This window comes from Streptomyces sp. NPDC027672 (assembly GCF_055566335.1).
Genome location: NZ_JBVHSO010000008.1, coordinates 109690 through 132573, shown reverse-complemented (window position 1 = coordinate 132573; position 22884 = coordinate 109690). Strand labels below are relative to the sequence as shown.

At 71.7% G+C, this 22884-nt stretch carries 19 protein-coding genes; 16 read left to right on the top strand and 3 right to left on the bottom strand.

All coding sequences use genetic code 11. The features are described 5' to 3' along the window. The first annotated feature begins 57 nt into the window (after positions 1-57). From ruvC to relA, 8 genes are all read left to right on the top strand, one after another. Complete coding sequence (gene ruvC / locus ACZ4SV_RS20505; RefSeq protein WP_468005923.1) at positions 58-597, top strand: crossover junction endodeoxyribonuclease RuvC; 540 nt, start codon at positions 58-60, stop codon at positions 595-597. Then, the gene (gene ruvA / locus ACZ4SV_RS20500) at positions 594-1199 is read left to right on the top strand and encodes a Holliday junction branch migration protein RuvA (RefSeq protein WP_468005922.1); all 606 of its coding nucleotides are present in this window, start codon (positions 594-596) and stop codon (positions 1197-1199) included. Before ruvC ends, ruvA begins: the two co-directional genes overlap by 4 nt. A 24-nt stretch (positions 1200-1223) precedes the next feature. Next, a complete protein-coding gene (gene ruvB, locus ACZ4SV_RS20495; RefSeq protein ID WP_365874939.1) occupies positions 1224-2306 on the top strand; it encodes a Holliday junction branch migration DNA helicase RuvB in 1083 nt (360 codons plus the stop codon). 177 nt (positions 2307-2483) lie between these two features. Beyond that, positions 2484-3011 (top strand): preprotein translocase subunit YajC, encoded by a 528-nt coding sequence (yajC, locus tag ACZ4SV_RS20490; protein WP_468005921.1) that lies wholly within the window; start codon positions 2484-2486, stop codon positions 3009-3011. A gap of 142 nt (positions 3012-3153) precedes the next feature. Then, positions 3154-4956, top strand: coding sequence for a protein translocase subunit SecD (secD, locus tag ACZ4SV_RS20485; protein WP_468005920.1), 1803 nt, complete (start codon positions 3154-3156; stop codon positions 4954-4956). 3 nt (positions 4957-4959) lie between these two features. Further along, positions 4960-6063, top strand: a complete 1104-nt coding sequence (secF, locus tag ACZ4SV_RS20480) for a protein translocase subunit SecF (protein WP_365874945.1) — start codon at positions 4960-4962, stop codon at positions 6061-6063. Continuing rightward, the gene (locus ACZ4SV_RS20475) at positions 6060-6599 is read left to right on the top strand and encodes an adenine phosphoribosyltransferase (RefSeq protein ID WP_468005919.1); all 540 of its coding nucleotides are present in this window, start codon (positions 6060-6062) and stop codon (positions 6597-6599) included. Before secF ends, ACZ4SV_RS20475 begins: the two co-directional genes overlap by 4 nt. Before the next feature lie 261 nt (positions 6600-6860). After that, on the top strand, positions 6861-9398 hold the full coding sequence (gene relA, locus ACZ4SV_RS20470; RefSeq protein WP_365874949.1) for a GTP pyrophosphokinase: 2538 nt from the start codon (positions 6861-6863) through the stop codon (positions 9396-9398). An 85-nt stretch (positions 9399-9483) separates the two neighbouring features. Here relA and ACZ4SV_RS20465 read toward each other — a convergent pair whose 3' ends face one another. Both ACZ4SV_RS20465 and ACZ4SV_RS20460 read right to left on the bottom strand, forming a co-directional pair. Continuing rightward, positions 9484-10713: a DUF349 domain-containing protein gene (locus tag ACZ4SV_RS20465; protein WP_468005918.1), complete on the bottom strand. Its 1230-nt coding sequence runs from the start codon at positions 10711-10713 to the stop codon at positions 9484-9486. Positions 10714-10890: 177 nt separating this feature from the next. Next, on the bottom strand, positions 10891-11715 hold the full coding sequence (locus ACZ4SV_RS20460) for a peptidylprolyl isomerase (protein ID WP_468005917.1): 825 nt from the start codon (positions 11713-11715) through the stop codon (positions 10891-10893). A gap of 179 nt (positions 11716-11894) precedes the next feature. Between ACZ4SV_RS20460 and ACZ4SV_RS20455 the strand changes: the two genes are divergently transcribed. The 5 genes from ACZ4SV_RS20455 (at position 11895) to rpsD (ending at position 17048) form a co-directional block, all read left to right on the top strand. Continuing rightward, positions 11895-12602: an MBL fold metallo-hydrolase gene (locus tag ACZ4SV_RS20455; protein ID WP_365874955.1), complete on the top strand. Its 708-nt coding sequence runs from the start codon at positions 11895-11897 to the stop codon at positions 12600-12602. Positions 12603-12613: 11 nt separating this feature from the next. After that, entirely contained in the window at positions 12614-13876 is a 1263-nt protein-coding gene (gene hisS / locus ACZ4SV_RS20450) for a histidine--tRNA ligase (protein WP_365874957.1), read from the top strand. Positions 13877-14070: 194 nt separating this feature from the next. Continuing rightward, positions 14071-14727, top strand: a complete 657-nt coding sequence (locus tag ACZ4SV_RS20445; protein WP_365874959.1) for a vitamin K epoxide reductase family protein — start codon at positions 14071-14073, stop codon at positions 14725-14727. Between the two features lie 43 nt (positions 14728-14770). Continuing rightward, on the top strand, positions 14771-16126 hold the full coding sequence (locus tag ACZ4SV_RS20440; protein WP_468005916.1) for a replication-associated recombination protein A: 1356 nt from the start codon (positions 14771-14773) through the stop codon (positions 16124-16126). Positions 16127-16433: 307 nt separating this feature from the next. Then, positions 16434-17048: a 30S ribosomal protein S4 gene (rpsD, locus tag ACZ4SV_RS20435; RefSeq protein ID WP_301975067.1), complete on the top strand. Its 615-nt coding sequence runs from the start codon at positions 16434-16436 to the stop codon at positions 17046-17048. Positions 17049-17069: 21 nt separating this feature from the next. On the opposite strand, the gene ACZ4SV_RS20430 is transcribed toward rpsD, so the two are convergent. After that, the gene (locus ACZ4SV_RS20430; RefSeq protein WP_468005915.1) at positions 17070-19241 is read right to left on the bottom strand and encodes an ATP-binding protein; all 2172 of its coding nucleotides are present in this window, start codon (positions 19239-19241) and stop codon (positions 17070-17072) included. 162 nt (positions 19242-19403) lie between these two features. On the opposite strand from ACZ4SV_RS20430, the gene ACZ4SV_RS20425 reads away from it, so the two are divergent. Genes ACZ4SV_RS20425 through alaS form a run of 3 tightly spaced genes read left to right on the top strand, consistent with a single transcriptional unit; the run spans position 19404 to position 22874 of the window. Beyond that, positions 19404-19832, top strand: a complete 429-nt coding sequence (locus ACZ4SV_RS20425; protein ID WP_468006053.1) for a DUF948 domain-containing protein — start codon at positions 19404-19406, stop codon at positions 19830-19832. Positions 19833-19848: 16 nt separating this feature from the next. Beyond that, complete coding sequence (locus ACZ4SV_RS20420; RefSeq protein ID WP_468005914.1) at positions 19849-20202, top strand: hypothetical protein; 354 nt, start codon at positions 19849-19851, stop codon at positions 20200-20202. Beyond that, a complete protein-coding gene (gene alaS / locus ACZ4SV_RS20415) occupies positions 20202-22874 on the top strand; it encodes an alanine--tRNA ligase (protein WP_365941553.1) in 2673 nt (890 codons plus the stop codon). Before ACZ4SV_RS20420 ends, alaS begins: the two co-directional genes overlap by 1 nt. Positions 22875-22884 lie beyond the last annotated feature (10 nt).

The window sequence follows — 22884 nt, the reverse complement described above, 5'->3', positions numbered from 1 at the left end:
TCAGTGTCACCCGATAGCCTGCACAAACATGTGTTTGGGTGAGGGAGGGAGCGGCGCGTGCGTGTCCTCGGGGTGGACCCCGGCCTGACGCGGTGCGGTGTCGGTGTCGTCGAAGGGGTCGCGGGCCGTCCGCTCACCATGGTCGGCGTCGGCGTCGTCCGGACCCCGGCGGACGCCGAACTCAGCCACCGCCTCCTCGCCGTGGAGCAGGGCATCGAGCAGTGGCTGGACGAGCACCGGCCCGAATTCGTCGCCGTGGAGCGCGTCTTCAGCCAGCACAACGTGCGGACGGTCATGGGCACCGCCCAGGCCAGCGCCGTCGCCATGCTGTGCGCCGCCCGGCGCGGCATCCCCGTCGCCCTGCACACCCCCAGCGAGGTCAAGGCCGCCGTCACCGGCAGCGGACGCGCGGACAAAGCCCAGGTGGGCGCCATGGTCACCCGCCTGCTGCGGCTCAGCGCCCCGCCCCGGCCGGCCGACGCCGCCGACGCCCTCGCGCTCGCCATCTGCCACATCTGGCGGGCCCCCGCGCAGAACCGGCTCCAGCAGGCCGTCGCCCGGCACGCCGTCCACGCAACGAAAGGCCCCACGGCATGATCGCCTTCGTCAGCGGCACGGTCGCCGCGCTCGCCCCGGACGCCGCGGTCGTCGAGGTCGGCGGTGTCGGCATGGCCGTCCAGTGCACCCCGAACACCCTGTCCACGCTCCGGGTGGGCCAGGCGGCCCGGCTGCACACCTCCCTGGTGGTCCGCGAGGACTCGCTCACCCTGTACGGCTTCGCGGACGACGACGAGCGCCAGGTCTTCGAGCTGCTGCAGACCGCGAGCGGCGTCGGCCCGCGCCTCGCCCAGGCCATGCTGGCCGTGCACACCCCGGACGCGCTGCGCCGCGCGGTCGCCACCGGTGACGAGAAGGCCCTCACCGCGGTCCCCGGCATCGGCAAGAAGGGCGCCCAGAAGCTGCTGCTGGACCTGAAGGACCGGCTCGGCGAGCCCGTCGGCGGACCGGCCGTCGGCGCACCGGCCGGCCAGGGCTGGCGCGACCAGTTGCACGCGGCCCTGATCGGCCTCGGCTACGCCACCCGCGAGGCCGACGAGGCCGTGGCCGCCGTCGCGCCGCAGGCCGAGGCCGCCGGCGGCGCCCCGCAGGTCGGGCAACTGCTCAAGGCCGCCCTGCAGACCCTGAACCGCGCCCGCTGACCCGAACCGTCGTAAGGCAATCACATGAACTGGGACGACCCGACCGAAACGCCGGCCCCCGACCCGGCCGGCGAGCGGCTCGTGGACTCCGTCGCCGACCGGGAGGACCAGGCCGTCGAGGCCGCCCTGCGCCCCAAGGACCTCGGCGAGTTCATCGGACAGGAGAAGGTCCGCGAACAGCTCGACCTGGTGCTGCGCGCCGCACGCGCGCGCGGCGCCACCGCCGACCACGTGCTGCTCTCCGGCGCGCCCGGCCTCGGCAAGACCACCCTGTCGATGATCATCGCGGCCGAGATGGGCGCCCCCATCCGCATCACCTCCGGACCGGCCATCCAGCACGCCGGCGACCTCGCCGCGATCCTCTCCTCCCTCCAGGAGGGCGAAGTCCTCTTCCTCGACGAGATCCACCGGATGTCCCGGCCCGCCGAGGAGATGCTGTACATGGCGATGGAGGACTTCCGGGTCGACGTCATCGTCGGCAAGGGCCCCGGCGCCACCGCCATCCCGCTGGAGCTGCCGCCGTTCACGCTGGTCGGCGCCACCACGCGCGCGGGCCTGCTGCCGCCGCCGCTGCGCGACCGCTTCGGCTTCACCGCGCACATGGAGTTCTACGAGCCGCGCGAGCTGGAGCGCGTCGTCCACCGCTCGGCGCGTCTGCTGGACGTCGAGATCGAGCCGGCCGGTGCCGCCGAGATCGCCGGCCGGTCCCGGGGCACGCCCCGGATCGCCAACCGCCTGCTGCGCCGCGTCCGGGACTACGCGCAGGTCAAGGCCGACGGCGTGATCACCCGCGAGATCGCCGGGGCGGCCCTCGCCGTCTACGAGGTCGACGCGCGCGGTCTCGACCGGCTCGACCGCGCGGTCCTGACGGCCCTGCTGAAGCTGTTCGGCGGCGGACCGGTCGGACTGTCCACGCTGGCCGTCGCGGTGGGGGAGGAGCGGGAGACCGTGGAGGAGGTCGCCGAACCGTTCCTGGTCCGCGAGGGACTGCTCGCCCGCACACCGCGGGGCCGGGTCGCCACCCCCGCGGCCTGGGCCCACCTCGGCCTGACCCCGCCGCACGCGCCGGCCGCCGGAACCGGACAACAGGACCTGTTCGGGGCGTGAGGGCCGTCCCGCGGCGAGGGCGATGGCCCGGCAGGAACCCAGGTGCCATGCTGAGCGTTGTTCCATGAGAGCGGACTCGCTTAGACTCCGCCGATGCCGCCCTTGCGGGCGGCGCCGACCACACCCCCATCCAACAGGCCGCTCACCGCGCGGTCGCGCGAAGGAAATGCCCGTCCCGTGAATGCCTATACCCTTCTCCCGTTCATCGTGCTCATCGCGGCCATGTTCCTGATGACGCGTTCGGCCAAGAAGAAGCAGCAGCAGGCCAGCCAGATGCGGAACGAGATGCAGCCCGGCTCGGGCGTCCGCACGATCGGGGGGATGTACGCGACGGTCAAGGAGGTCAACGAGGACACCGTCCTCCTCGACGCCGGACCGGGCGTCGACCTCCTCTTCGCCAAGAACGCCATCGGCGCCGTCCTCACCGACGACGAGTACAACCGCATCGTCCACGGCATCGAGCACGACCTGAAGTCCGACGCCGGCCTCGTCCCGGACGACGCCTCCTCCCTCACCGAGGCGGACGAGACCGACGGATCGGCCGCTGCCGCCGGCTCCGGCGACCGGATCGACCTCGGCAAGAAGGACGCCGCCGCCGAGCGCGGCGCGGACGCCGTCCAGGCCGCCGAGGACAAGGCGGCCGCCGCCGAGGCCAAGACGGAGGAAGACGCCAAGAAGACCGACGGCGACTCCGACGCGAAGTAGTCACGCCCCGGGAGGCGCGGCGGCGGCATGACGACGCCCCCGCGAGTCCCGGGCGCGTCTGTTCCCGCAGGGGAGCCCGACACCATGTCATGGCCGACCGCGCCGACCGGGCGCGGGGCGGCCCGAGAGGGAGTACGAGAAGGTGGCAGCACCTAAGAGGGGCCGTAGCGCGAGCGCCCAGAGCAAGCCAGGGCGCTCGCTGGCCCTCATCCTGATCGCCATCGTGGCGCTCACCGGAGGGATGTTCGCCTCCGGGCACACCACTCCGCGTCTCGGTATCGACCTCGCCGGTGGTACGAGCATCACGCTCAAGGCGAAGGCCGACCAGGGGTCCGCGATCAACAAGGCCAACATGGACACCGCGGTCGACATCATGAACCGCCGGGTCAACGGCCTGGGCGTCTCCGAGGCGGAGGTGCAGACCCAGGGGAACGACAACATCATCGTCAACATCCCCAAGGGCACCAACTCCAAGGAGGCCCAGGAGCAGGTCGGCACCACCGCCAAGCTGTACTTCCGGCCCGTTCTGGTGAGCGAGCCCAGCGGCCCCGCCGCGAAGAGCCCGTCGCCGAGCGCCTCCTCCGGCGGCAGCTCCTCGCCGAAGCCGGGCGCCAGCGCGTCCGCGTCCGCCTCGGCCTCCGCCTCCGACAAGGAGACGGCGACCTCGACCGGCGGCTCCGCTTCCCCCTCCGCCTCGGCGACCTCCCAGGGCCGTGCCGTCACCGACGCCCTGAAGGCCGACTCGACCCCCTCGCCGGGTGCCTCCGCTTCGGGCAGCGGCAAGCCGTCGGCGAGCCCCTCGGCCCCGGCCGGCGGCTCGGACGCGAACGCCAGGCTGCAGGCCCAGTACGCGGCCCTGAACTGCGCCAAGCCCACCGACCGGGCCAACGCCGGCAAGAACGTCAAGCCCGGCCAGCCGACCGTGGCCTGCGGCCAGATCGACGACGCCTGGTTCAAGTACCTGCTCGGCCCGGCCGCCGTGGACGGCACCGAGGTGAAGAAGGCGCAGGCCGTCTTCGACACCCAGGGCGCCGCCGGCTGGCAGGTCCAGATGACCTTCACCTCCGGCGGTGCCAAGAAGTTCGCCGACATCACCGGTGAGCTGGCCACGAAGACCCAGCCGCAGAACGAGTTCGGCATCGTCCTGGACGGCGAGGTCGTCTCCAGCCCGACCGTGCGCCAGGCCATCACCGGCGGCCAGGCGGAGATCTCCGGCAGCTTCCAGCAGGACGAGGCGCAGAACCTCGCCAACATGCTGTCGTACGGCGCGCTGCCGCTCTCCTTCCAGGAGCAGTCCGTCACCACCGTCACCGCCGCGCTCGGCGGCGAGCAGCTGCACGCCGGTCTGCTCGCGGGCGCGATCGGCCTGGCGCTGGTCGTGATCTACCTGGTGGTCTACTACCGCGGTCTGTCGCTGGTCGCCATGGCCTCCCTGCTGGTCTCCGCCATCCTCACCTACGTGATCATGGCGCTGCTCGGCCCGGCCATCGGCTTCGCGCTGAACCTGCCGGCGGTCTGCGGCGCCATCGTCGCCATCGGTATCACCGCGGACTCGTTCATCGTGTACTTCGAACGCATCCGGGACGAGATCCGCGAGGGCCGCACGCTGCGCCCGGCGGTGGAGCGGGCCTGGCCGCGCGCCCGGCGCACCATCCTGGTCTCCGACTTCGTGTCCTTCCTCGCCGCCGCCGTGCTGTTCATCGTCACCGTCGGCAAGGTGCAGGGCTTCGCCTTCACGCTGGGCCTGACCACCCTGCTCGACGTGGTCGTGGTCTTCCTGTTCACCAAGCCGCTGATGACGCTGCTGGCCCGCCGCAGGTTCTTCGCCGACGGCCACAAGTGGTCCGGGCTCGACCCGAAGGGCCTGGGCGCCAAGCCGCCGCTGCGCCGCACCCGCCGTCCCGCCGGTCCCGCCGCCGGCCCCGTCGACCCGAAGGAGGCGTGAGCGATGTCGAAACTCGGCAACCTCGGCGCTCGACTGCACCGCGGCGAGATCTCCTACGACTTCATCGGCAAGCGCAAGATCTGGTACGGCATCTCGATCCTGATCACCATCACGGCCATCGTCGGCCTGGCGGTGCGCGGCCTGAACATGGGCATCGAGTTCCAGGGCGGCGCGGTCTTCACGACGCCCACGAAGATGAGCGCGTCGGTGGCGCAGGCGGAGAAGTTCGCCACGGACGCCTCCGGCCACGAGGCGATCGTGCAGAAGCTGGGCAACGGCAGCCTGCGCATCCAGATCGCCGGCATCGACACCGCCCAGTCCGACCGGATCAAGCAGGAGCTGGCCAAGGACCTGAACCTCGACTCCGAGAAGCTGGCCGCCGACCTGGTCGGCCCGAGCTGGGGCGAGCAGATCGCCAACAAGGCCTGGGAGGGCCTGGCTATCTTCATGGTCCTGGTGGTGATCTACCTGGCGATCGCCTTCGAGTGGCGGATGGCCATCGCGGCGCTGGTCGCGCTGATCCACGACATCACCATCACGACCGGCATCTACGCCCTGGTCGGCTTCGAGGTCACGCCCGGCACGGTCATCGGTCTGCTGACCATCCTCGGTTACTCGCTCTACGACACGGTCGTCGTCTTCGACAGCCTCAAGGAGCAGACGAAGGACATCACCAAGCAGACCCGCTTCACCTACAGCGAGATCGCCAACCGGTCGATCAACGGCACCCTGGTCCGCTCCATCAACACCACGGTCGTCGCCCTGCTGCCGGTCGCCGGTCTGCTCTTCATCGGCGGCGGCTTCCTCGGCGCGGGCACGCTCAACGACATCTCGCTGTCGCTGTTCGTCGGTCTCGCGGCCGGTGCCTACTCGTCGATCTTCATCGCCACCCCGCTCGTCGCCGACCTCAAGGAGCGCGAGCCGGCGATGAAGGCCCTCACCAAGCGCATCCTGGCCAAGCGCGCCCAGGCCGCCGCGGACGAGGACGTGACCGAGCCCCGTACCACCGCCGGTGACGACGACGGCGCTCCCGCCGTCGTCGGCCCGCGCAGCCAGCCCGTCTCCCGCGGCCGGGGCCGCGGCCGTGCCTCGGGGAAGCGCCGATGACCGACATCCGGGACCTGCTGCTCAGCCGCATCCGGGACGTGGCCGACTATCCGGAGCCGGGCGTGATGTTCAAGGACATCACCCCGCTCCTGGCCGACCCGGCGGCCTTCACCGCGCTCACCGACACGCTGGCCGAGATCGCCGCCGGCACCGGCGCGACCAAGATCGTCGGCCTGGAGGCCCGGGGCTTCATCCTCGGCGCGCCGGTCGCCGTCCGCGCGGGCCTGGGCTTCATCCCGGTCCGCAAGGCGGGCAAGCTGCCCGGAGCCACCCTGCGCCAGGCCTACGACCTGGAGTACGGCTCGGCGGAGATCGAGGTGCACGCCGAGGACCTGGCCGCCGGCGACCGCGTCCTGATCGTGGACGACGTCCTGGCCACGGGCGGTACGGCCGAGGCCGCCATCCATCTCATCCAGCGGGCCGGTGCCGACGTGGCCGGTCTGGCGGTGCTGATGGAACTGGGCTTCCTGGCCGGACGCTCCCGGCTGGAAACGGCCCTGGGCGACGCCCCGCTCGAGGCGCTGCTCCAGGTCTGACCGGTCCGCACGGCCCGGTCCGGCCGGCACCCACGGCACGACGGCCGCCCCGCGAGCACCGGGGCGGCCGTCGCCGTACCGGGACGCGCCGTACCCCCGCGGGCCCGCCGGTGGATATTTCCCGGAATCCCCGGGGAGTCCCGCGCGTTGCGGGGGTACACGGTCCTCACAGCCGCCTGAAGGCGATGACCGGGCGCAGGATCGCTACCATGGGGTTTCCGGAGCCTGACCGGGGACCCGGATCGCGCACGAGGAGCCCTCTTGCCAGACGAGGCCCAGCCACTGACCGCCGCCAAGCCCGAGTCCGCCTCGGCCGCCGCGGCGAAGCCCGCGCCGCACGCGTCCCAGGTGAAGAACGACACCCGCGGGCCGGTGGAGCACGCCCACGCGGCGCCCGTCGAGAAGAGCGCCGAGTCCGTGCGGCCCAAGCAGGCCCCGGCCGAGCGTCCGGCGCAGCCCCCGGTGGTGCGCCAGCCGGCCGCGCAGCCCGCCCGCAGCGGCTCCTCCAACCGGGTCCGGGCCCGCCTCGCCCGCCTCGGCGTCCAGCGCGCGAACCCCTACAACCCGGTCCTGGAGCCGCTGCTGCGGATAGTGCGCAGCAACGACCCCAAGATCGAGAACTCCACGCTGCGCCAGATCGAGCGCGCCTACCAGGTCGCCGAACGCTGGCACCGCGGCCAGAAGCGCAAGAGCGGCGACCCGTACATCACGCATCCGCTCGCCGTCACCACCATCCTGGCCGAGCTGGGCATGGATCCGGCCACCCTGATGGCCGGGCTGCTGCACGACACGGTCGAGGACACCGAGTACGGCCTCGACCAGCTCCGCCGCGACTTCGGCGACACCGTCGCCCTGCTCGTCGACGGCGTGACCAAGCTGGACAAGGTCAAGTTCGGCGAGGCCGCGCAGGCCGAGACGGTGCGCAAGATGGTCGTGGCGATGGCGAAGGACCCGCGGGTCCTGGTCATCAAGCTGGCCGACCGGCTGCACAACATGCGCACCATGCGCTACCTGAAGCGGGAGAAGCAGGAGAAGAAGGCGCGCGAGACGCTGGAGATCTACGCTCCGCTCGCCCACCGCCTCGGCATGAACACCATCAAGTGGGAGCTGGAGGACCTCGCGTTCGCGATCCTCTACCCCAAGATGTACGACGAGATCGTACGGCTGGTGGCCGAGCGGGCGCCCAAGCGCGACGAGTACCTGGCCATAGTGACCGACGAGGTCCAGTCCGACCTGCGCGCCGCCCGCATCAAGGCGACCGTCACCGGCCGCCCGAAGCACTACTACAGCGTCTACCAGAAGATGATCGTGCGCGGCCGCGACTTCGCCGAGATCTACGACCTGGTGGGCATCCGCGTCCTCGTCGACACGGTCCGCGACTGCTACGCCGCGCTCGGCACGGTGCACGCGCGGTGGAACCCGGTCCCCGGCCGGTTCAAGGACTACATCGCGATGCCCAAGTTCAACATGTACCAATCGCTGCACACGACGGTCATCGGGCCCAACGGCAAGCCGGTCGAACTGCAGATCCGCACGTTCGACATGCACCGCCGCGCCGAGTACGGCATCGCCGCGCACTGGAAGTACAAGCAGGAGGCCGTCGCCGGCGCCTCCAAGGTCCGCACCGACGTGCCGAAGGCGTCCGGGAAGGACAAGGACGCCATCAACGACATGGCGTGGCTGCGGCAGCTGCTGGACTGGCAGAAGGAGACCGAGGACCCCAGCGAGTTCCTGGAGTCCCTGCGCTTCGACCTGTCCCGCAACGAGGTCTTCGTCTTCACCCCCAAGGGCGACGTCATAGCGCTGCCGGCCGGGTCCACCCCGGTGGACTTCGCGTTCGCGGTCCACACCGAGGTCGGCTACCGCACCATAGGAGCTCGGGTCAACGGCCGCCTGGTACCGCTGGAGTCCACCCTGGACAACGGCGACCTGGTGGAGGTCTTCACCTCCAAGGCCACCGGCGCCGGCCCGTCCCGGGACTGGCTCGGCTTCGTCAAGTCGCCGCGGGCGCGCAACAAGATCCGCGCCTGGTTCTCCAAGGAGCGCCGCGACGAGGCGATAGAGCAGGGCAAGGACGCCATCGTGCGGGCCATGCGCAAGCAGAACCTGCCGATCCAGCGCATCCTGACCGGCGACTCGCTCGTCACGCTCGCCCACGAGATGCGCTACTCGGACATCTCCGCGCTGTACGCGGCGATCGGCGAGGGCCATGTCTCCGCGCAGAACATCGTGCAGAAGCTGGTGCAGGCCCTGGGCGGCGAGGAGGCGGCCACCGAGGAGATCGACGAGTCGGTACCGCCGTCCCGCGGCCGCAGCCGCAAGCGGCGCTCCAGCGCCGACCCGGGCGTCGTGGTCAAGGGCGTCGAGGACGTGTGGGTGAAGCTGGCCCGCTGCTGTACGCCGGTGCCGGGCGACCCGATCATCGGCTTCGTCACCCGCGGCAGCGGTGTGTCGGTGCACCGCAGCGACTGCGTCAACGTCGACTCGCTCTCGCGCGAGCCGGAGCGCATCCTCGACGTCGAGTGGGCGCCCACCCAGTCCTCGGTCTTCCTGGTCGCCATCCAGGTGGAGGCCCTGGACCGCTCCCGGCTGCTCTCGGACGTCACCCGGGTCCTGTCCGACCAGCACGTCAACATCCTGTCGGCGGCCGTCCAGACCTCCCGGGACCGGGTTGCCACCTCCCGGTTCACCTTCGAGATGGGCGACCCCAAGCACCTGGGCCACGTCCTGAAGGCCGTCCGGGGCGTGGAGGGCGTGTACGACGTGTACCGCGTGACCTCGGGCCGCAGCCGGTCCTAGGACCCGGCCGCCACGACGCGGCACCCGGAACGGCGAAGGGCCCCGTACGCGCGTACGGGGCCCTTCGTGGCTTCGGCTGGGGAAATCAGCCGCCGAACTCCTGCAAGCCCTTCAGGGCCTGCTCCAGGAGTGCCTGGCGGCCCTGCAGCTCCTTCTCCAGCTTGTCGGCCCTGGCGTTGTTGCCCTGGGCGCGCGCCTGCTCGATCTGCGCCGTCAGCTTGTCCACGGCGGCCTGGAGCTGGCCGGTCAGACCCTCGGCACGCGCGCGTGCCTCCGGGTTCGTCCGGCGCCACTCGGCCTCCTCGGCCTCCTGGATCGCGCGCTCGACGGCGTGCATCCGGCCCTCGACCTTCGGCCGGGCGTCCCGCGGGACGTGGCCGATGGCCTCCCAGCGCTCGTTGATCGAGCGGAAGGCGGCGCGCACGGCCTTCAGGTCGCCGATCGGCAGGAGCTTCTCGGCCTCCTCGGCCAGCTCCTCCTTCAGCTTCAGGTTCTCCGACTGCTCGGCGTCCCGTTCGGCGAAGACCGAGCTGCGGGCGGCGAAGAACACGTCCTGGGCGCCGCGGAAGCGGTTCCACAGGTCGTCCTCGTGCTCGCGCTGCGCCCGGCCCGCGGCCTTCCACTCCGCCATCAGGTCGCGGTAACGGGCGGCCGTCGGCCCCCAGTCCGTCGAGCCCGACAGCGCCTCCGCCTCGGCGACCAGCCGTTCCTTGACCCGGCGTGCCTCCTCGCGCTGCGCGTCCAGTTGCGCGAAGTGCGCCTTGCGGCGCTTGGAGAACGCCGACCGGGCGTGCGAGAAGCGGTGCCACAGCTCGTCGTCGGTCTTGCGGTCCAGGCGCGGCAGCCCCTTCCAGGTGTCCACCAGCGCCCGCAGCCGCTCGCCGGCGGCCCGCCACTGGTCGGACCGGGCCAGCTCCTCGGCCTCGGTGACCAGGTCCTCCTTGGCCTTGCGGGCCTCGTCGGACTGCTTGGCCCGCTGGGCCTTGCGCTCCTCGCGGCGGGCCTCGACGGTGGCAACCAGCTTGTCCAGCCGGACGCGCAGCGCCTCCAGGTCGCCGACCGCGTGGTGCGCGTCCACCTGCTCGCGCAGGTGACCGATGGCGGCCTGGGCGTCCTTCGCCGACAGGTCGGTGGTCCGCACGCGCTTCTCGAGGAGGCCGATCTCCACAACCAGGCCCTCGTACTTGCGTTCGAAGTAGGCGAGCGCCTCGTCGGGCGATCCTGCCTGCCAGGAACCGACGACCTGCTCGCCGTCGGCCGTCCGCACGTACACGGTGCCCGTCTCGTCGACGCGGCCCCACGGGTCGCTGCTCACAGCGCCTCCTCCACATGATGCCTGCGGGGGGCCTCAGCACCCCCGGGCATCGTCCACAGTTTCGTCACGGCCAACATAGGCGACCAGCGGGTTGCCTGTCCGCATCCAGCGCCACAGAATTGCGCCGACCGCCCTGCTCAGCTCCGGGGTCCGGCACCGGCGGGCGGTCGCGCGGAGTCAGGACTTGGCGACCGTGGCCTTGTCGATCACGACCGTCGCGTTCGGTGCGCCGTCACCGCCGCCGGTGTTCTCGCCGGCCGCCGCGATCTTGTTCAGCACCTTCATGCCCGCCGCGTCGATCGTGCCGAACGGCGTGTAGCTGGGCGGCAGCGGACTGTCCTTGTAGACCAGGAAGAACTGGCTGCCGCCGGTGTGCTTCTGCCCGGTGTTGGCCATCGCCACCGTGCCCGCCGGGTAGGTGTTGTTCTTCAGGCTCTTGTCCTTGAGGTTCTCGTCCGGGAGCGTGTAGCCGGGGCCGCCCGAGCCGGTGCCCTGCGGGTCGCCGCACTGCAGGACGTAGATGCCCTGGGTGGTCAGCCGGTGGCACTTGGTGTGGTCGAAGTACCCCTGGCCCGCCAGGAAGTCGAACGAGTTCACCGTGTGCGGCGCCGCCGAGGTCTTCAGCGCGATGCCGATGTCACCGCAGGTCGTCGCCAGCTTGAGGGTGTAGCCGGCCGACGTGTCGACCGTCATCGCCGGCTCCTTCTTCCAGCTCAGCTTCTTCACCGAGCCGGCCGCGGGCTTCGCGCACGGGTCGGGGGCCTTGCTGGTGGGCGGGGCGCTCGGGGTGACCTGGGCGCTGGCGTCCGTCTTCTTGCCGTCGTCGTCCTTGAGCACCCCGGTCGTGTACAGGGCGACACTGCCGATCACGACCACGCCCAGTACCGACGCGATCACGGAGTTGCGCAGGCGGCCCTTGCGGCGCGCCTCGGTGCGCCGCTGCTGCTGCCGCAAGAACTTCTCCCGGGCGAGCTGACGCCGCCGCTGCTCCTGGCTGACCACCGGGTTGTCTCCTCATGCGTGTCGTGTGTCGGGCGGTACGCGTGCGTCCTCGTGCTCCGACCGCTGCGTGTAGCCCCGTACCGTATATGGGTTGGCTGAGGAAACGGCAGCGCCGGTAGGCTCTGAGGGCGGCCGAAGCCGCCTGTAGCCGCCCGTAACCGACACAACGAAGGACGATCGTGCTCATTGCCGGGTTCCCCGCCGGGGCCTGGGGGACGAACTGTTATCTCGTCGCCCCCGCCGCCGGCGAGGAGTGCGTGATCATCGACCCCGGCCACCAGGCCGCCGAAGGCGTCGCGGAGACACTCCGGAAACACCGGCTCAAGCCCGTCGCCGTCGTCCTCACCCACGGCCACATCGACCACGTGGCCTCCGTCGTCCCCGTCTGCGGCGCACACGACGTACCGGCCTGGATCCACCCCGAGGACCGGTACATGATGAGCGACCCCGAGAAGGCGCTCGGCCGCTCCATCGGCATGCCGCTGCTGGGCGAGCTGACCGTGGGGGAGCCGGACGACGTCCGCGAGCTGTCGGACGGGGCCGCGCTGGAGCTGGCCGGACTCACGTTCTCCGTCGCGCACGCGCCGGGCCATACCAAGGGGTCGGTGGCCTTCCGGATGCCCGAGAGCGCCGACGTGCCGTCGGTGTTCTTCTCCGGGGACCTGCTGTTCGCCGGCTCCATCGGACGCACCGACATGCCGGGCGGGTCCATGGCGGACATGATGCGGTCGCTGGCCCGGGTGTGCCTGCCGCTCGACGACTCCACCGTGGTGCTGTCCGGCCACGGCCCCCAGACGACCATCGGCCAGGAGCGCGCCACCAATCCCTATCTGCGGCAGGTGGCCGCCGGCCCGGGAGCCCAGGAGGCTCCCCGACGAGGAATGTGACGAAAGACTCCGTGAGCACCTTCAAGGCCCCCAAGGGCACCTACGACCTGATCCCGCCGGACTCCGCGGCGTACCTGGCGGTCCGCGAGGCGATCGCCGCCCCGCTGCGCAACTCCGGCTACGGCTACGTCGAGACGCCCGGCTTCGAGAACGTCGAGCTGTTCGCCCGCGGTGTCGGGGAGTCCACCGACATCGTGACCAAGGAGATGTACGCCTTCGAGACCAAGGGCGGCGACCGGCTCGCCCTGCGCCCCGAGGGCACCGCGTCCGTGCTGCGGGCGGCCCTGGAGGCCAACCTGCACAAGACGGGCAACCTCCCGGTCAAGCTCTGGTACTCCGGCTCCTACTACCGCTACGAACGCCCCCAGAAGGGCCGCTACCGGCACTTCTCCCAGGTCGGCGCCGAGGCGATCGGCGCCGAGGACCCCGCGCTGGACGCCGAGCTGATCATCCTGGCCGACCAGGCGTACCGCTCGCTGGGCCTCAGGAACTTCCGCATCCTGCTCAACAGCCTCGGCGACAAGGAGTGCCGCCCGGTCTACCGGACCGCGCTCCAGGACTTCCTGCACGGCCTGGACCTGGACGAGGACACGCGCCGCCGCGTCGACATCAACCCGCTGCGCGTCCTGGACGACAAGCGCGAGTCGGTGCAGGCGCAGCTTGCCGGCGCCCCGCTGCTGCGCGACTACCTGTGCGACGCGTGCAAGGCGTACCACGAGGAGGTCCGCGAGCTGATCACCGCCGCCGGCGTCTCCTTCGAGGACGACCCGAAGCTGGTGCGCGGCCTGGACTACTACACCCGCACCACCTTCGAGTTCGTGCACGACGGCCTCGGCTCGCAGTCCGCGGTGGGCGGCGGCGGCCGGTACGACGGCCTGTCCGAGATGATCGGCGGCCCCGCGCTGCCGTCCGTCGGCTGGGCCCTCGGCGTCGACCGCACGGTCCTCGCGCTGGAGGCGGAGGGCGTCCGGCTCGACCTGCCCTCCACCACCTCCGTCTACGCCGTGCCGCTCGGCGAGGAGGCCCGCCGGGTGCTGTTCGCCAAGGTCACCGAGTTGCGCAAGGTCGGCATCGCGGCGGACTTCTCCTACGGCGGCAAGGGCCTGAAGGGCGCCATGAAGAACGCCAACCGCTCGGGCGCCCGCTACACCGTCGTCGCCGGCGAGCGCGACCTCGCCGAGGGCGTCGTCCAGCTCAAGGACATGGAGTCCGGCGAGCAGACGGCGATCGGCGTCAACGAGATCGTGGCGGAACTGGAGTCACGGCTCGGCTAGCCGCACCCGCGCGCAGGGGCGCCGGACCCCCTCCCGGAGGGCGTCCGGCGCCCTTGCCGTAAGGGCGACACCTGGCAGGCGGTAACCGTCGTACGCACATCCTTATGCGGAGTGAACGGCCCCGGCACCGGCGCGTGCGGCACAATGGCCGGTGCCCGAAGATGGTCCAACTCTCAAGTGACGGAATCGGCGTGATGAGCAAGACGACAGTGAACGACGTCTCCGCGAAGCCCGGTCCGGAGCGCGCCGCCGACGCCCCGCGCGCGGCCGGCGGCAGCCGTGCCTTCGCCATCCTGCTCGTGCTCACCGGCGCGGCCGGACTGCTGGCCGCGTGGGTCATCACGATCGACAAGTTCAAGCTCCTGGAGGCGAAGGTCGCGGGCACGACCTTCACCCCCGGATGCAGCCTCAACCCGGTGGTCTCCTGCGGCAGCGTCATGGAGAGCAAGCAGGCCGCCGCCTTCGGCTTCCCCAACCCCATGCTCGGCCTGGTCTGCTACGGCATCGTCGTCTGCGTCGGCATGAGCCTGCTGGCCCGCGCCCGGTTCCCGCGCTGGTACTGGCTGACGTTCAACTTCGGCACGCTGTTCGGCGTCGGCTTCTGCACCTGGCTGCAGTTCCAGTCCCTGTACCGGATCAACGCCCTGTGCCTGTGGTGCTCGCTGGCCTGGGTCGCCACGATCACCATGTTCTGGTACGTCACCTCGTTCAACGTCCGCAACGGCTTCCTGCCGGCCCCGCGCCCGCTGAAGTCCTTCTTCGGCGAGTTCACCTGGGTCCTGCCGGTCGTGCACATCGGCATCATCGGCATGCTGGTGCTGACCCGCTGGTGGGAGTTCTGGACCAGCTGACGGCCCCGAGGGGATTGTCGGTGCGGTGATTTAGGGTTTCAGCGTGGAACCCGACCTCTTCACCGCCGCAGCAGAAGAACGCCAGGAGAAGGACCCGGCGGGCAGCCCCCTGGCCGTGCGCATGCGCCCGCGCACGCTCGACGAGGTCATGGGGCAGCAGCACCTGCTCAAGCCCGGCTCGCCCCTGCGCCGCCTGGTCGGCGAGGGCTCCGGCGGCCCCGCCGGACCGTCCTCGGTGATCCTCTGGGGCCCGCCCGGCACCGGCAAGACCACCCTGGCGTACGTCGTGTCGAAGGCGACCAACAAGCGGTTCGTGGAGCTGTCCGCGATCACCGCGGGCGTCAAGGAGGTCCGCGCGGTCATCGACGGCGCCCGCCGCGCCACCGGGGGGTACGGCAAGGAGACCGTCCTCTTCCTGGACGAGATCCACCGCTTCAGCAAGGCCCAGCAGGACTCCCTGCTGCCGGCCGTGGAGAACCGCTGGGTGACCCTGATCGCGGCCACCACGGAGAACCCGTACTTCTCGGTCATCTCGCCCCTGCTCTCCCGCTCCCTGCTGCTCACCCTCGAACCCCTCACCGACGACGACATCCGGGGCCTGCTCCGGCGGGCGCTCGCCGACGAACGCGGCCTGGCGAACGCCGTCACGCTCCCCGAGGACACCGAGGAACACCTGCTGCGGATCGCCGGCGGCGACGCCCGCCGCGCCCTGACCGCCCTGGAGGCCGCCGCCGGCGCCGCCCTGGACCAGGGCGAGAGCGAGATCACCCTGGGGACCCTGGAGCAGACCGTCGACCGCGCCGCGGTGACGTACGACCGCGACGGCGACCAGCACTACGACGTCGCCAGCGCCCTCATCAAGTCCATCCGCGGCTCCGACGTCGACGCGGCCCTGCACTACCTGGCCCGCATGATCGAGGCCGGCGAGGACCCCCGGTTCATCGCCCGCCGCCTGATGATCTCCGCCAGCGAGGACATCGGCCTGGCCGACCCGAACGCGCTGCCGATCGCCGTCGCCGCCGCCCAGGCCGTCGCCATGATCGGCTTCCCGGAGGCCGCCCTCACCCTCAGCCACGCCACCATCGCCCTGGCCCTCGCCCCCAAGTCCAACTCGGCGACCACCGCGATCGGCGCCGCCCTGGCGGACGTCCGCAAGGGCCTGGCCGGACCGGTGCCGGCGCACCTGCGCGACGGGCACTACCAGGGCGCCGCCGCACTGGGCCACGCCCAGGGCTACGTGTACCCGCACGACCTGCCCGAGGGCATCGCCCGGCAGCAGTACGCCCCGGACGCCCTGAAGGACCGGGAGTACTACACACCGGGCCGGCACGGCGCGGAGGCCAGATACGCGGACGCCGTGGAATGGACCCGCGGACACCTCGGTCGCAAGCGGTCCTGACCGCCCTGTAGACTGCTGCGAAGTGCCGAGTCCCGTGCTGTCAGAGCGGGACGTCCGGCCGGAGGCCCGGTCCCCCGGGACAGGGCTCCAGGAGCGTCGCGCACCGTCGAACGGTGTCGCGGGCAGCCCACCACCACCCGCATCCCGGGATCGGTCGGTGGGCCACTCGCGTGCTGCACGTATGTGCCCAGACCAGGGAAGCGGCTGCCCGGCAGGTCCCTTTCGAGGACCCGGCGGGTTTTCCCGGCTGCGGATGCGACCTCCGTAAACCCTGACGAGCCGGAATTCACGAAAAGAGACAGAGACAGTGGCGAACCAGTCCCGCCCCAAGGTCAAGAAGTCGCGTGCCCTCGGCATCGCGCTGACCCCGAAGGCCGTCAAGTACTTCGAGGCCCGCCCCTACCCGCCGGGTGAGCACGGCCGCGGCCGCAAGCAGAACTCGGACTACAAGGTCCGTCTGCTGGAGAAGCAGCGTCTGCGCGCGCAGTACGACGTGTCCGAGCGCCAGCTCGTCCGCGCCTACGAGCGTGCCTCCAAGGTCCAGGGCAAGACCGGTGAGGCCCTGATCATCGAGCTCGAGCGCCGTCTCGACGCGCTGGTCCTGCGTTCGGGCATCGCCCGCACGATCTACCAGGCCCGCCAGATGGTCGTCCACGGCCACATCCAGGTCAACGGCCAGAAGGTCGACAAGCCGTCCTTCCGTGTCCGTCCGGACGACGTCGTGCAGGTCCGCGACCGCTCCAAGGACAAGACGCTGTTCCAGATCGCCCGTGAGGGTGGCTTCGCCCCCGACGGCGAGACCCCGCGCTACCTCCAGGTGAACCTCCGCGCCCTGGCCTTCCGCCTGGACCGCGAGCCGAACCGCAAGGAGATCCCGGTGATCTGCGACGAGCAGCTCGTCGTCGAGTACTACGCCCGCTGATCCCAGCCCCGGCGCAGCACCTCAGCCCGCCGTCTCCCCGCCCTTCCGGGTGGGCGAGGCGGCGGGTTCGCGCTGTCCGGGACGGGTCCGCGCGACCGGGCCGCGCGGCGCCGGCAGCGCGCCCAGCGCGCCCGTCTCCCGGCGCAGCGCCCGGGCCACCGCCGCCTCCCGGTCCAGCCCGGCACCCTCCCGCACGCACTCCGCGTACCGGACGTCACCGAGCGCCTCCCGCGCGGCGGCTTCGCACCGCTCGTGCGGCGCGCTGTAGTAAGCCGAGCCGAACAGCCTCAGCCCGACCGAGGGCCACAGCCGCCCGGCGGCGCCCTGGAGCACCGCGGCCTCCACCGGATCGCCCTGCGCCACCGTCACCAGCGCCAGCAGCTCCAGGGAGAGCACCGAGCCCAGCAGGTCACGGAAGGCGTGCGCGTGGGCCAGGCTCTCCGTCAGCAGCTCCCGCGCACCGGCCGGATCCCCGCCGGCCCAGGCCGCGTACGCCAGCACGTACAGCGCGTACGACCGCGCCCACCGCTCCCCGTGGTCCTCGCACACCCGGCGCACGTCCTCGCACAGGCGCACCGCCTCCGGCAGGTCGCCCCGGAACGCCCGGGCCATGGCCAGCTCCACCTGGGCCATCAGGACGTTGCCGTTCAGCTCGCCGAGCTCCCGGTAGCGCTCCAGCGCGGCGCGCAGCAGCGTCTCCGCGCTGGCCAGGTCATCGCCGACCAGCGCCAGACAGCCGGTGCGGTGCTCGGCGTAGGCCACCGCCGTCGCGTCGGCCGCCCGCTCCGCCCGCTCCCGGCACGTCCGCAGCGTCCGCAGCGCCGGCACGGTGTCGCCCTGGAGGATCGTGACGTAGCCGAGCACCCACAGCGCCTTCAGCCGGGACCGCTCGTAGCCCGACTCCCGCTCCAGGCCGCGCTCCAGCCAGCGCCGTCCCTCCGACAGCCGGCCGCAGCCCACCCAGCAGAACCACAGCGAACCCGCCAGATGCTGGCCGAGGTGCGCCTCGCCCGGCCCGGTCAGGCAGAACTCCAGTGCGGCCCGCAGATTCGGCAGCTCGGCGTCCACCCGCGCGGCCACCTCCCGCTGCCGGGGCGAGAACCACTCCAGCTCGCACCAGGTCGCCAGGCCCAGGTACCAGTCGCGGTGCCGTCTGCGCAGCCGGTCCGCGTCCCCGGTCGCCGCCAGCCACTCGGCGCCGTAGGCCCGGACGGTGTCCAGCATCCGGTAGCGGGGACCGGCCGGGCTCTCCTCGCGGGCGAGGACCGACTGCGCGAGCAGCTCCGACAGCACGTCCAGCACGTCCCCGGCGGGCAGCCCGTCCCCGCTGCACACGTACTCGGCCGCCTCCAGGTCGAAGGTGCCCGCGAACACCGACAGCCGCGCCCACAGCAGCCGCTCGGCCGGCGTGCACAGCTCGTGGCTCCAGCCGATCGCCGTGCGCAGCGCCTGGTGCCGGGGCAGGGCGTCCCGGCCGCCGCCGGTCAGCAGCCGGAACCGGTCGTCGAGGCGGTGCAGCACCTGACCCGGGGACAGCGCCCGCAGCCGGCCGGCCGCCAGTTCCAGCGCCAGCGGGATCCCCTCCAGCCGGCCGCACAGCTCCCGCACCTCGTCGCCGTCGGACACCGTCACGCCCTGCGCCCGGGCCCGGTCCGCCAGCAGCCGCACCGCGTCGTCCGCGCCGAGCGGCGCCAGCGGGTACAGCCGCTCGCCGGCGAGGGACAGCGGACGCCGGCCCGCGGCGAGCACCCGCAGCCCCGGCAGCTCGCGCAGCAGCTCCGCCACCAGCTCGGCACAGGCCGCCACCAGGTGCTCGAACCCGTCCAGCACCAGCAGGGCCCGGCGGTCCGCCAGATGCTCCAGCAGCGTCTGCCGGGGCGAGCGGGTGGTGTGGTCGGTCAGTCCGAGCGCCTCCACGACCGCGTACTCCACGAACTGCGGATCGCGCACCGGGGCCAGCTCCACCCGGGCCCAGCCCGCGCCGCCCGCCGGCTCACCGGCCGCCCACCGGGCCGCCGCCCGCACCGCCAGCCGCGACTTGCCGACGCCGCCCGTGCCGGTGACGGTCACCAGCCGGGCCTGGCCGAGCGCCTCCGCCAGCTCGGCCAGCTCGGCCGAGCGCCCGACGAAGGCGGTGAGTTCGAGGGGCGGATCGCCGTCCGTCCAGGGGCCGGGACTGTGAGGACCTCGCATGGGACACGGAGGGTACTGAACTGTGTGCAATCCGTACAATCGCTTCCCGTGACCCCGTCCCGGCCACCGGGTAATCGGGTACGGAGCCGCGGCCCCGGCGCGATAGGCTCGGGGCACGACTTTTCCGATGCTCAGGCACGTTTCAGGGAGCGGGTGCGCACAGTGTCCGGTGGCGAGGTGGCCGGGATCCTGGTGGCCGTCTTCTGGGCGATCCTGGTCTCCTTCCTCGCGGTGGCTCTGGCGAGGCTGGCCCAGACGCTCAAGGCGACCACCAAGCTGGTCGCGGAGGTGACCGACCAGGCGGTCCCGCTGCTCGCCGACGCCTCCCGGACGGTGCGCTCGGCGCAGACCCAGATCGACCGGGTCGACGCGATCGCCTCCGACGTCCAGGAGGTCACGTCGAACGCCTCCGCGCTGTCGACCACCGTCGCCTCCGCCTTCGGCGGCCCGCTGGTCAAGGTCGCGGCCTTCGGCTACGGCGTCCGCCGGGCGCTCGGCGGCCGCAAGGGGGAGGGCGCGCCCGTGAAACCGCCCCGGCGTACCGTGATCGTGGGCCGGACCGTCCCCGCCGCACGGCGCAAGCGGAAGTAAGGACTGAGACCGAGCGATGTTCCGCCGTACGTTCTGGTTCTCCACCGGTGTCGCCGCTGGTGTGTGGGCCACCACCAAGGTCAACCGCAAGCTCAGGCAGCTGACCCCGGAGAGCCTGGCCGCCACCGCGGCGAACAAGGCCCTTCAGACCGGTCAGCGCCTGAAGGACCGCGCGGTCGGCTTCGCGCTCGACGTCCGCGAGAACATGGCCCAGCGGGAGGCCGAGCTGGGCGAGGCGCTGGGCATCGACGCCGACCCGGACACCGACCTCCCGGCCCCCCGGCGGTACACCGCCATCGAGAACAACCGCAGCAACCCGCAGTACATCGAGAACACGACGTACTCGTACAACCGGAATGAGGACCACTGATGGAGTCGGCCGAGATTCGCCGCCGCTGGCTGAGCTTCTTCGAGGAGCGCGGGCACACCGTCGTCCCTTCGGCGTCGCTCATCGCGGACGACCCGACTCTGCTGCTCGTCCCCGCCGGCATGGTGCCCTTCAAGCCCTACTTCCTGGGTGAGGTCAAGCCGCCGTTCCCGCGCGCCACCAGCGTGCAGAAGTGCGTGCGCACGCCCGACATCGAAGAGGTCGGCAAGACCACGCGGCACGGCACCTTCTTCCAGATGTGCGGCAACTTCTCCTTCGGCGACTACTTCAAGGAAGGCGCCATCAAGTACGCCTGGGAGCTGCTCACCACGCCCCAGGACAAGGGCGGTTACGGCCTGGAGCCGGAGCGGCTCTGGATCACCGTCTACCAGGACGACGACGAGGCCGAGCGCATCTGGCACGAGGTCGTCGGGGTGCCGAAGGAGCGCATCCAGCGCCTCGGCATGAAGGACAACTTCTGGTCCATGGGCGTCCCCGGACCCTGCGGCCCCTGCTCCGAGATCAACTACGACCGCGGCCCCGAGTTCGGCGCCGAGGGCGGCCCCGCCGTCAACGACGAGCGGTACGTGGAGATCTGGAACCTCGTCTTCATGCAGTACGAGCGCGGCGAGGGCATCGGCAAGGACAACTTCGAGATCCTCGGGGACCTGCCGAGCCAGAACATCGATACGGGCCTCGGCCTGGAGCGGCTCGCCATGATTCTGCAGGGCGTGCAGAACATGTACGAGATCGACACCTCCATGGCCGTCATCGAGAAGGCCACCGAGCTGACCGGCGTCCGCTACGGCGACGCCCACGGCTCGGACGTGTCCCTCCGCGTGGTCACCGACCACATGCGCACCGCCACGATGCTCATCGGCGACGGCGTCACCCCGGGCAACGAGGGCCGTGGCTACGTCCTGCGCCGCATCATGCGCCGCGCCATCCGCAACATGCGCCTGCTCGGCGCCACCGGCCCGGTCACCAAGGACCTCGTCGGCACCGTGATCGGCGTGATGGGCCGGCAGTACCCGGAGCTGATCACCGACCGCGAGCGCATCGAGAAGGTCGCCGTCGCCGAGGAGAACGCCTTCCTCAAGACGCTGAAGGCCGGCACCAACATCCTCGACACCGCCGTCACCGAGACCAAGGCCGCCGGCGGCTCGGTGCTCGCCGGCGACAAGGCGTTCCTGCTCCACGACACCTGGGGCTTCCCGATCGACCTCACCCTGGAGATGGCCGCCGAGCAGGGCCTGTCCGTGGACGAGGAGGGCTTCCGCCGCCTGATGAAGGAGCAGCGGGAGCGCGCCAAGGCCGACGCCCAGGCCAAGAAGACCGGCCACGCCGACATGGGCGCCTACCGGGAGATCGCCGACAACGCCGGCGCCACCGACTTCATCGGCTACACCGACACCGAGGGCGAGTCCACGATCGTCGGCATCCTGGTCGACGGCGTCTCCTCGCCGGCCGCCACCGAGGGCGACGAGGTCGAGGTCGTCCTGGACCGCACCCCGTTCTACGCCGAGGGCGGCGGCCAGATCGGCGACACCGGCCGGATCAGGGTCGACTCCGGTGCCGTCATCGAGGTCCGCGACTGCCAGAAGCCGGTCCCGGGCGTGTACGTCCACAAGGGCGTCGTCCAGGTCGGCGAGGTGACCGTCGGTGCCAAGGCCCACGCCGCGATCGACTCCCGCCGCCGGCACGCCATCGCCCGCGCCCACTCGGCCACCCACCTCACCCACCAGGCGCTGCGCGACGCCCTCGGCCCGACGGCCGCCCAGGCCGGTTCCGAGAACCAGCCCGGCCGCTTCCGCTTCGACTTCGGCTCCCCGGCCGCCGTCCCGACGGCCGTGATGACCGACGTCGAGCAGAAGATCAACGAGGTGCTGGCCCGAGACCTCGACGTGCGCGCCGAGGTCATGGGCATCGACGACGCCAAGAAGCAGGGCGCCATCGCCGAGTTCGGCGAGAAGTACGGCGAGCGGGTGCGCGTGGTCACCATCGGCGACTTCTCCAAGGAGCTGTGCGGCGGCACGCACGTGCACAACACCGCCCAGCTCGGTCTGGTGAAGCTGCTCGGCGAGTCCTCCATCGGCTCGGGTGTCCGTCGTATCGAGGCCCTGGTCGGCGTGGACGCCTACCACTTCCTCGCCCGTGAGCACACGGTCGTCAACCAGCTGACCGAGCTGCTCAAGGGCCGCCCGGAGGAGCTGCCCGAGAAGGTCTCCGCCATGCTCGGCAAGCTGAAGGACGCCGAGAAGGAGATCGAGCGGTTCCGCGCCGAGAAGGTGCTCCAGGCCGCCGCCGGTCTCGCCGAGTCCGCCAAGGACGTGCGGGGCGTGGCCGTGGTCACCGGCCGGGTCCCGGACGGCACCACCCCGGACGACCTGCGCAGGCTGGTCCTCGACGTGCGCGGCCGCATCCAGGGCGGGCGCGCCGCCGTGGTCGCCCTGTTCACGGTGAACAACGGCAAGCCGCTGACGGTCATCGCCACCAACGACGCCGCGCGTGAGCGCGGTCTGAAGGCCGGTGACCTGGTCCGTGCCGCCGCCAAGACCCTCGGCGGCGGCGGTGGCGGCAAGCCGGACGTCGCCCAGGGCGGCGGCCAGAACCCGGCCGCCGTCGGCGAGGCCGTCGAGGCCGTCGAGCGGCTCGTCGCCGAGACCGCCAAGTAGGGACGGCCGG

Excerpts from the sequence above, each read along its gene's own strand:
- ruvB (WP_365874939.1), top strand. The coding sequence starts at position 1,224 with ATGAACTGGGACGACCCGACCGAAACGCCGGCCCCCGACCCGGCCGGC.
- ruvA (WP_468005922.1), top strand. The coding sequence starts at position 594 with ATGATCGCCTTCGTCAGCGGCACGGTCGCCGCGCTCGCCCCGGACGCC.
- alaS (WP_365941553.1), top strand. The coding sequence starts at position 20,202 with ATGGAGTCGGCCGAGATTCGCCGCCGCTGGCTGAGCTTCTTCGAGGAG.
- ACZ4SV_RS20475 (WP_468005919.1), top strand. The coding sequence starts at position 6,060 with ATGACCGACATCCGGGACCTGCTGCTCAGCCGCATCCGGGACGTGGCC.
- ACZ4SV_RS20430 (WP_468005915.1), bottom strand. The coding sequence starts at position 19,241 with ATGCGAGGTCCTCACAGTCCCGGCCCCTGGACGGACGGCGATCCGCCC.
- secF (WP_365874945.1), top strand. The coding sequence starts at position 4,960 with ATGTCGAAACTCGGCAACCTCGGCGCTCGACTGCACCGCGGCGAGATC.
- ACZ4SV_RS20445 (WP_365874959.1), top strand. The coding sequence starts at position 14,071 with ATGAGCAAGACGACAGTGAACGACGTCTCCGCGAAGCCCGGTCCGGAG.
- ACZ4SV_RS20420 (WP_468005914.1), top strand. The coding sequence starts at position 19,849 with ATGTTCCGCCGTACGTTCTGGTTCTCCACCGGTGTCGCCGCTGGTGTG.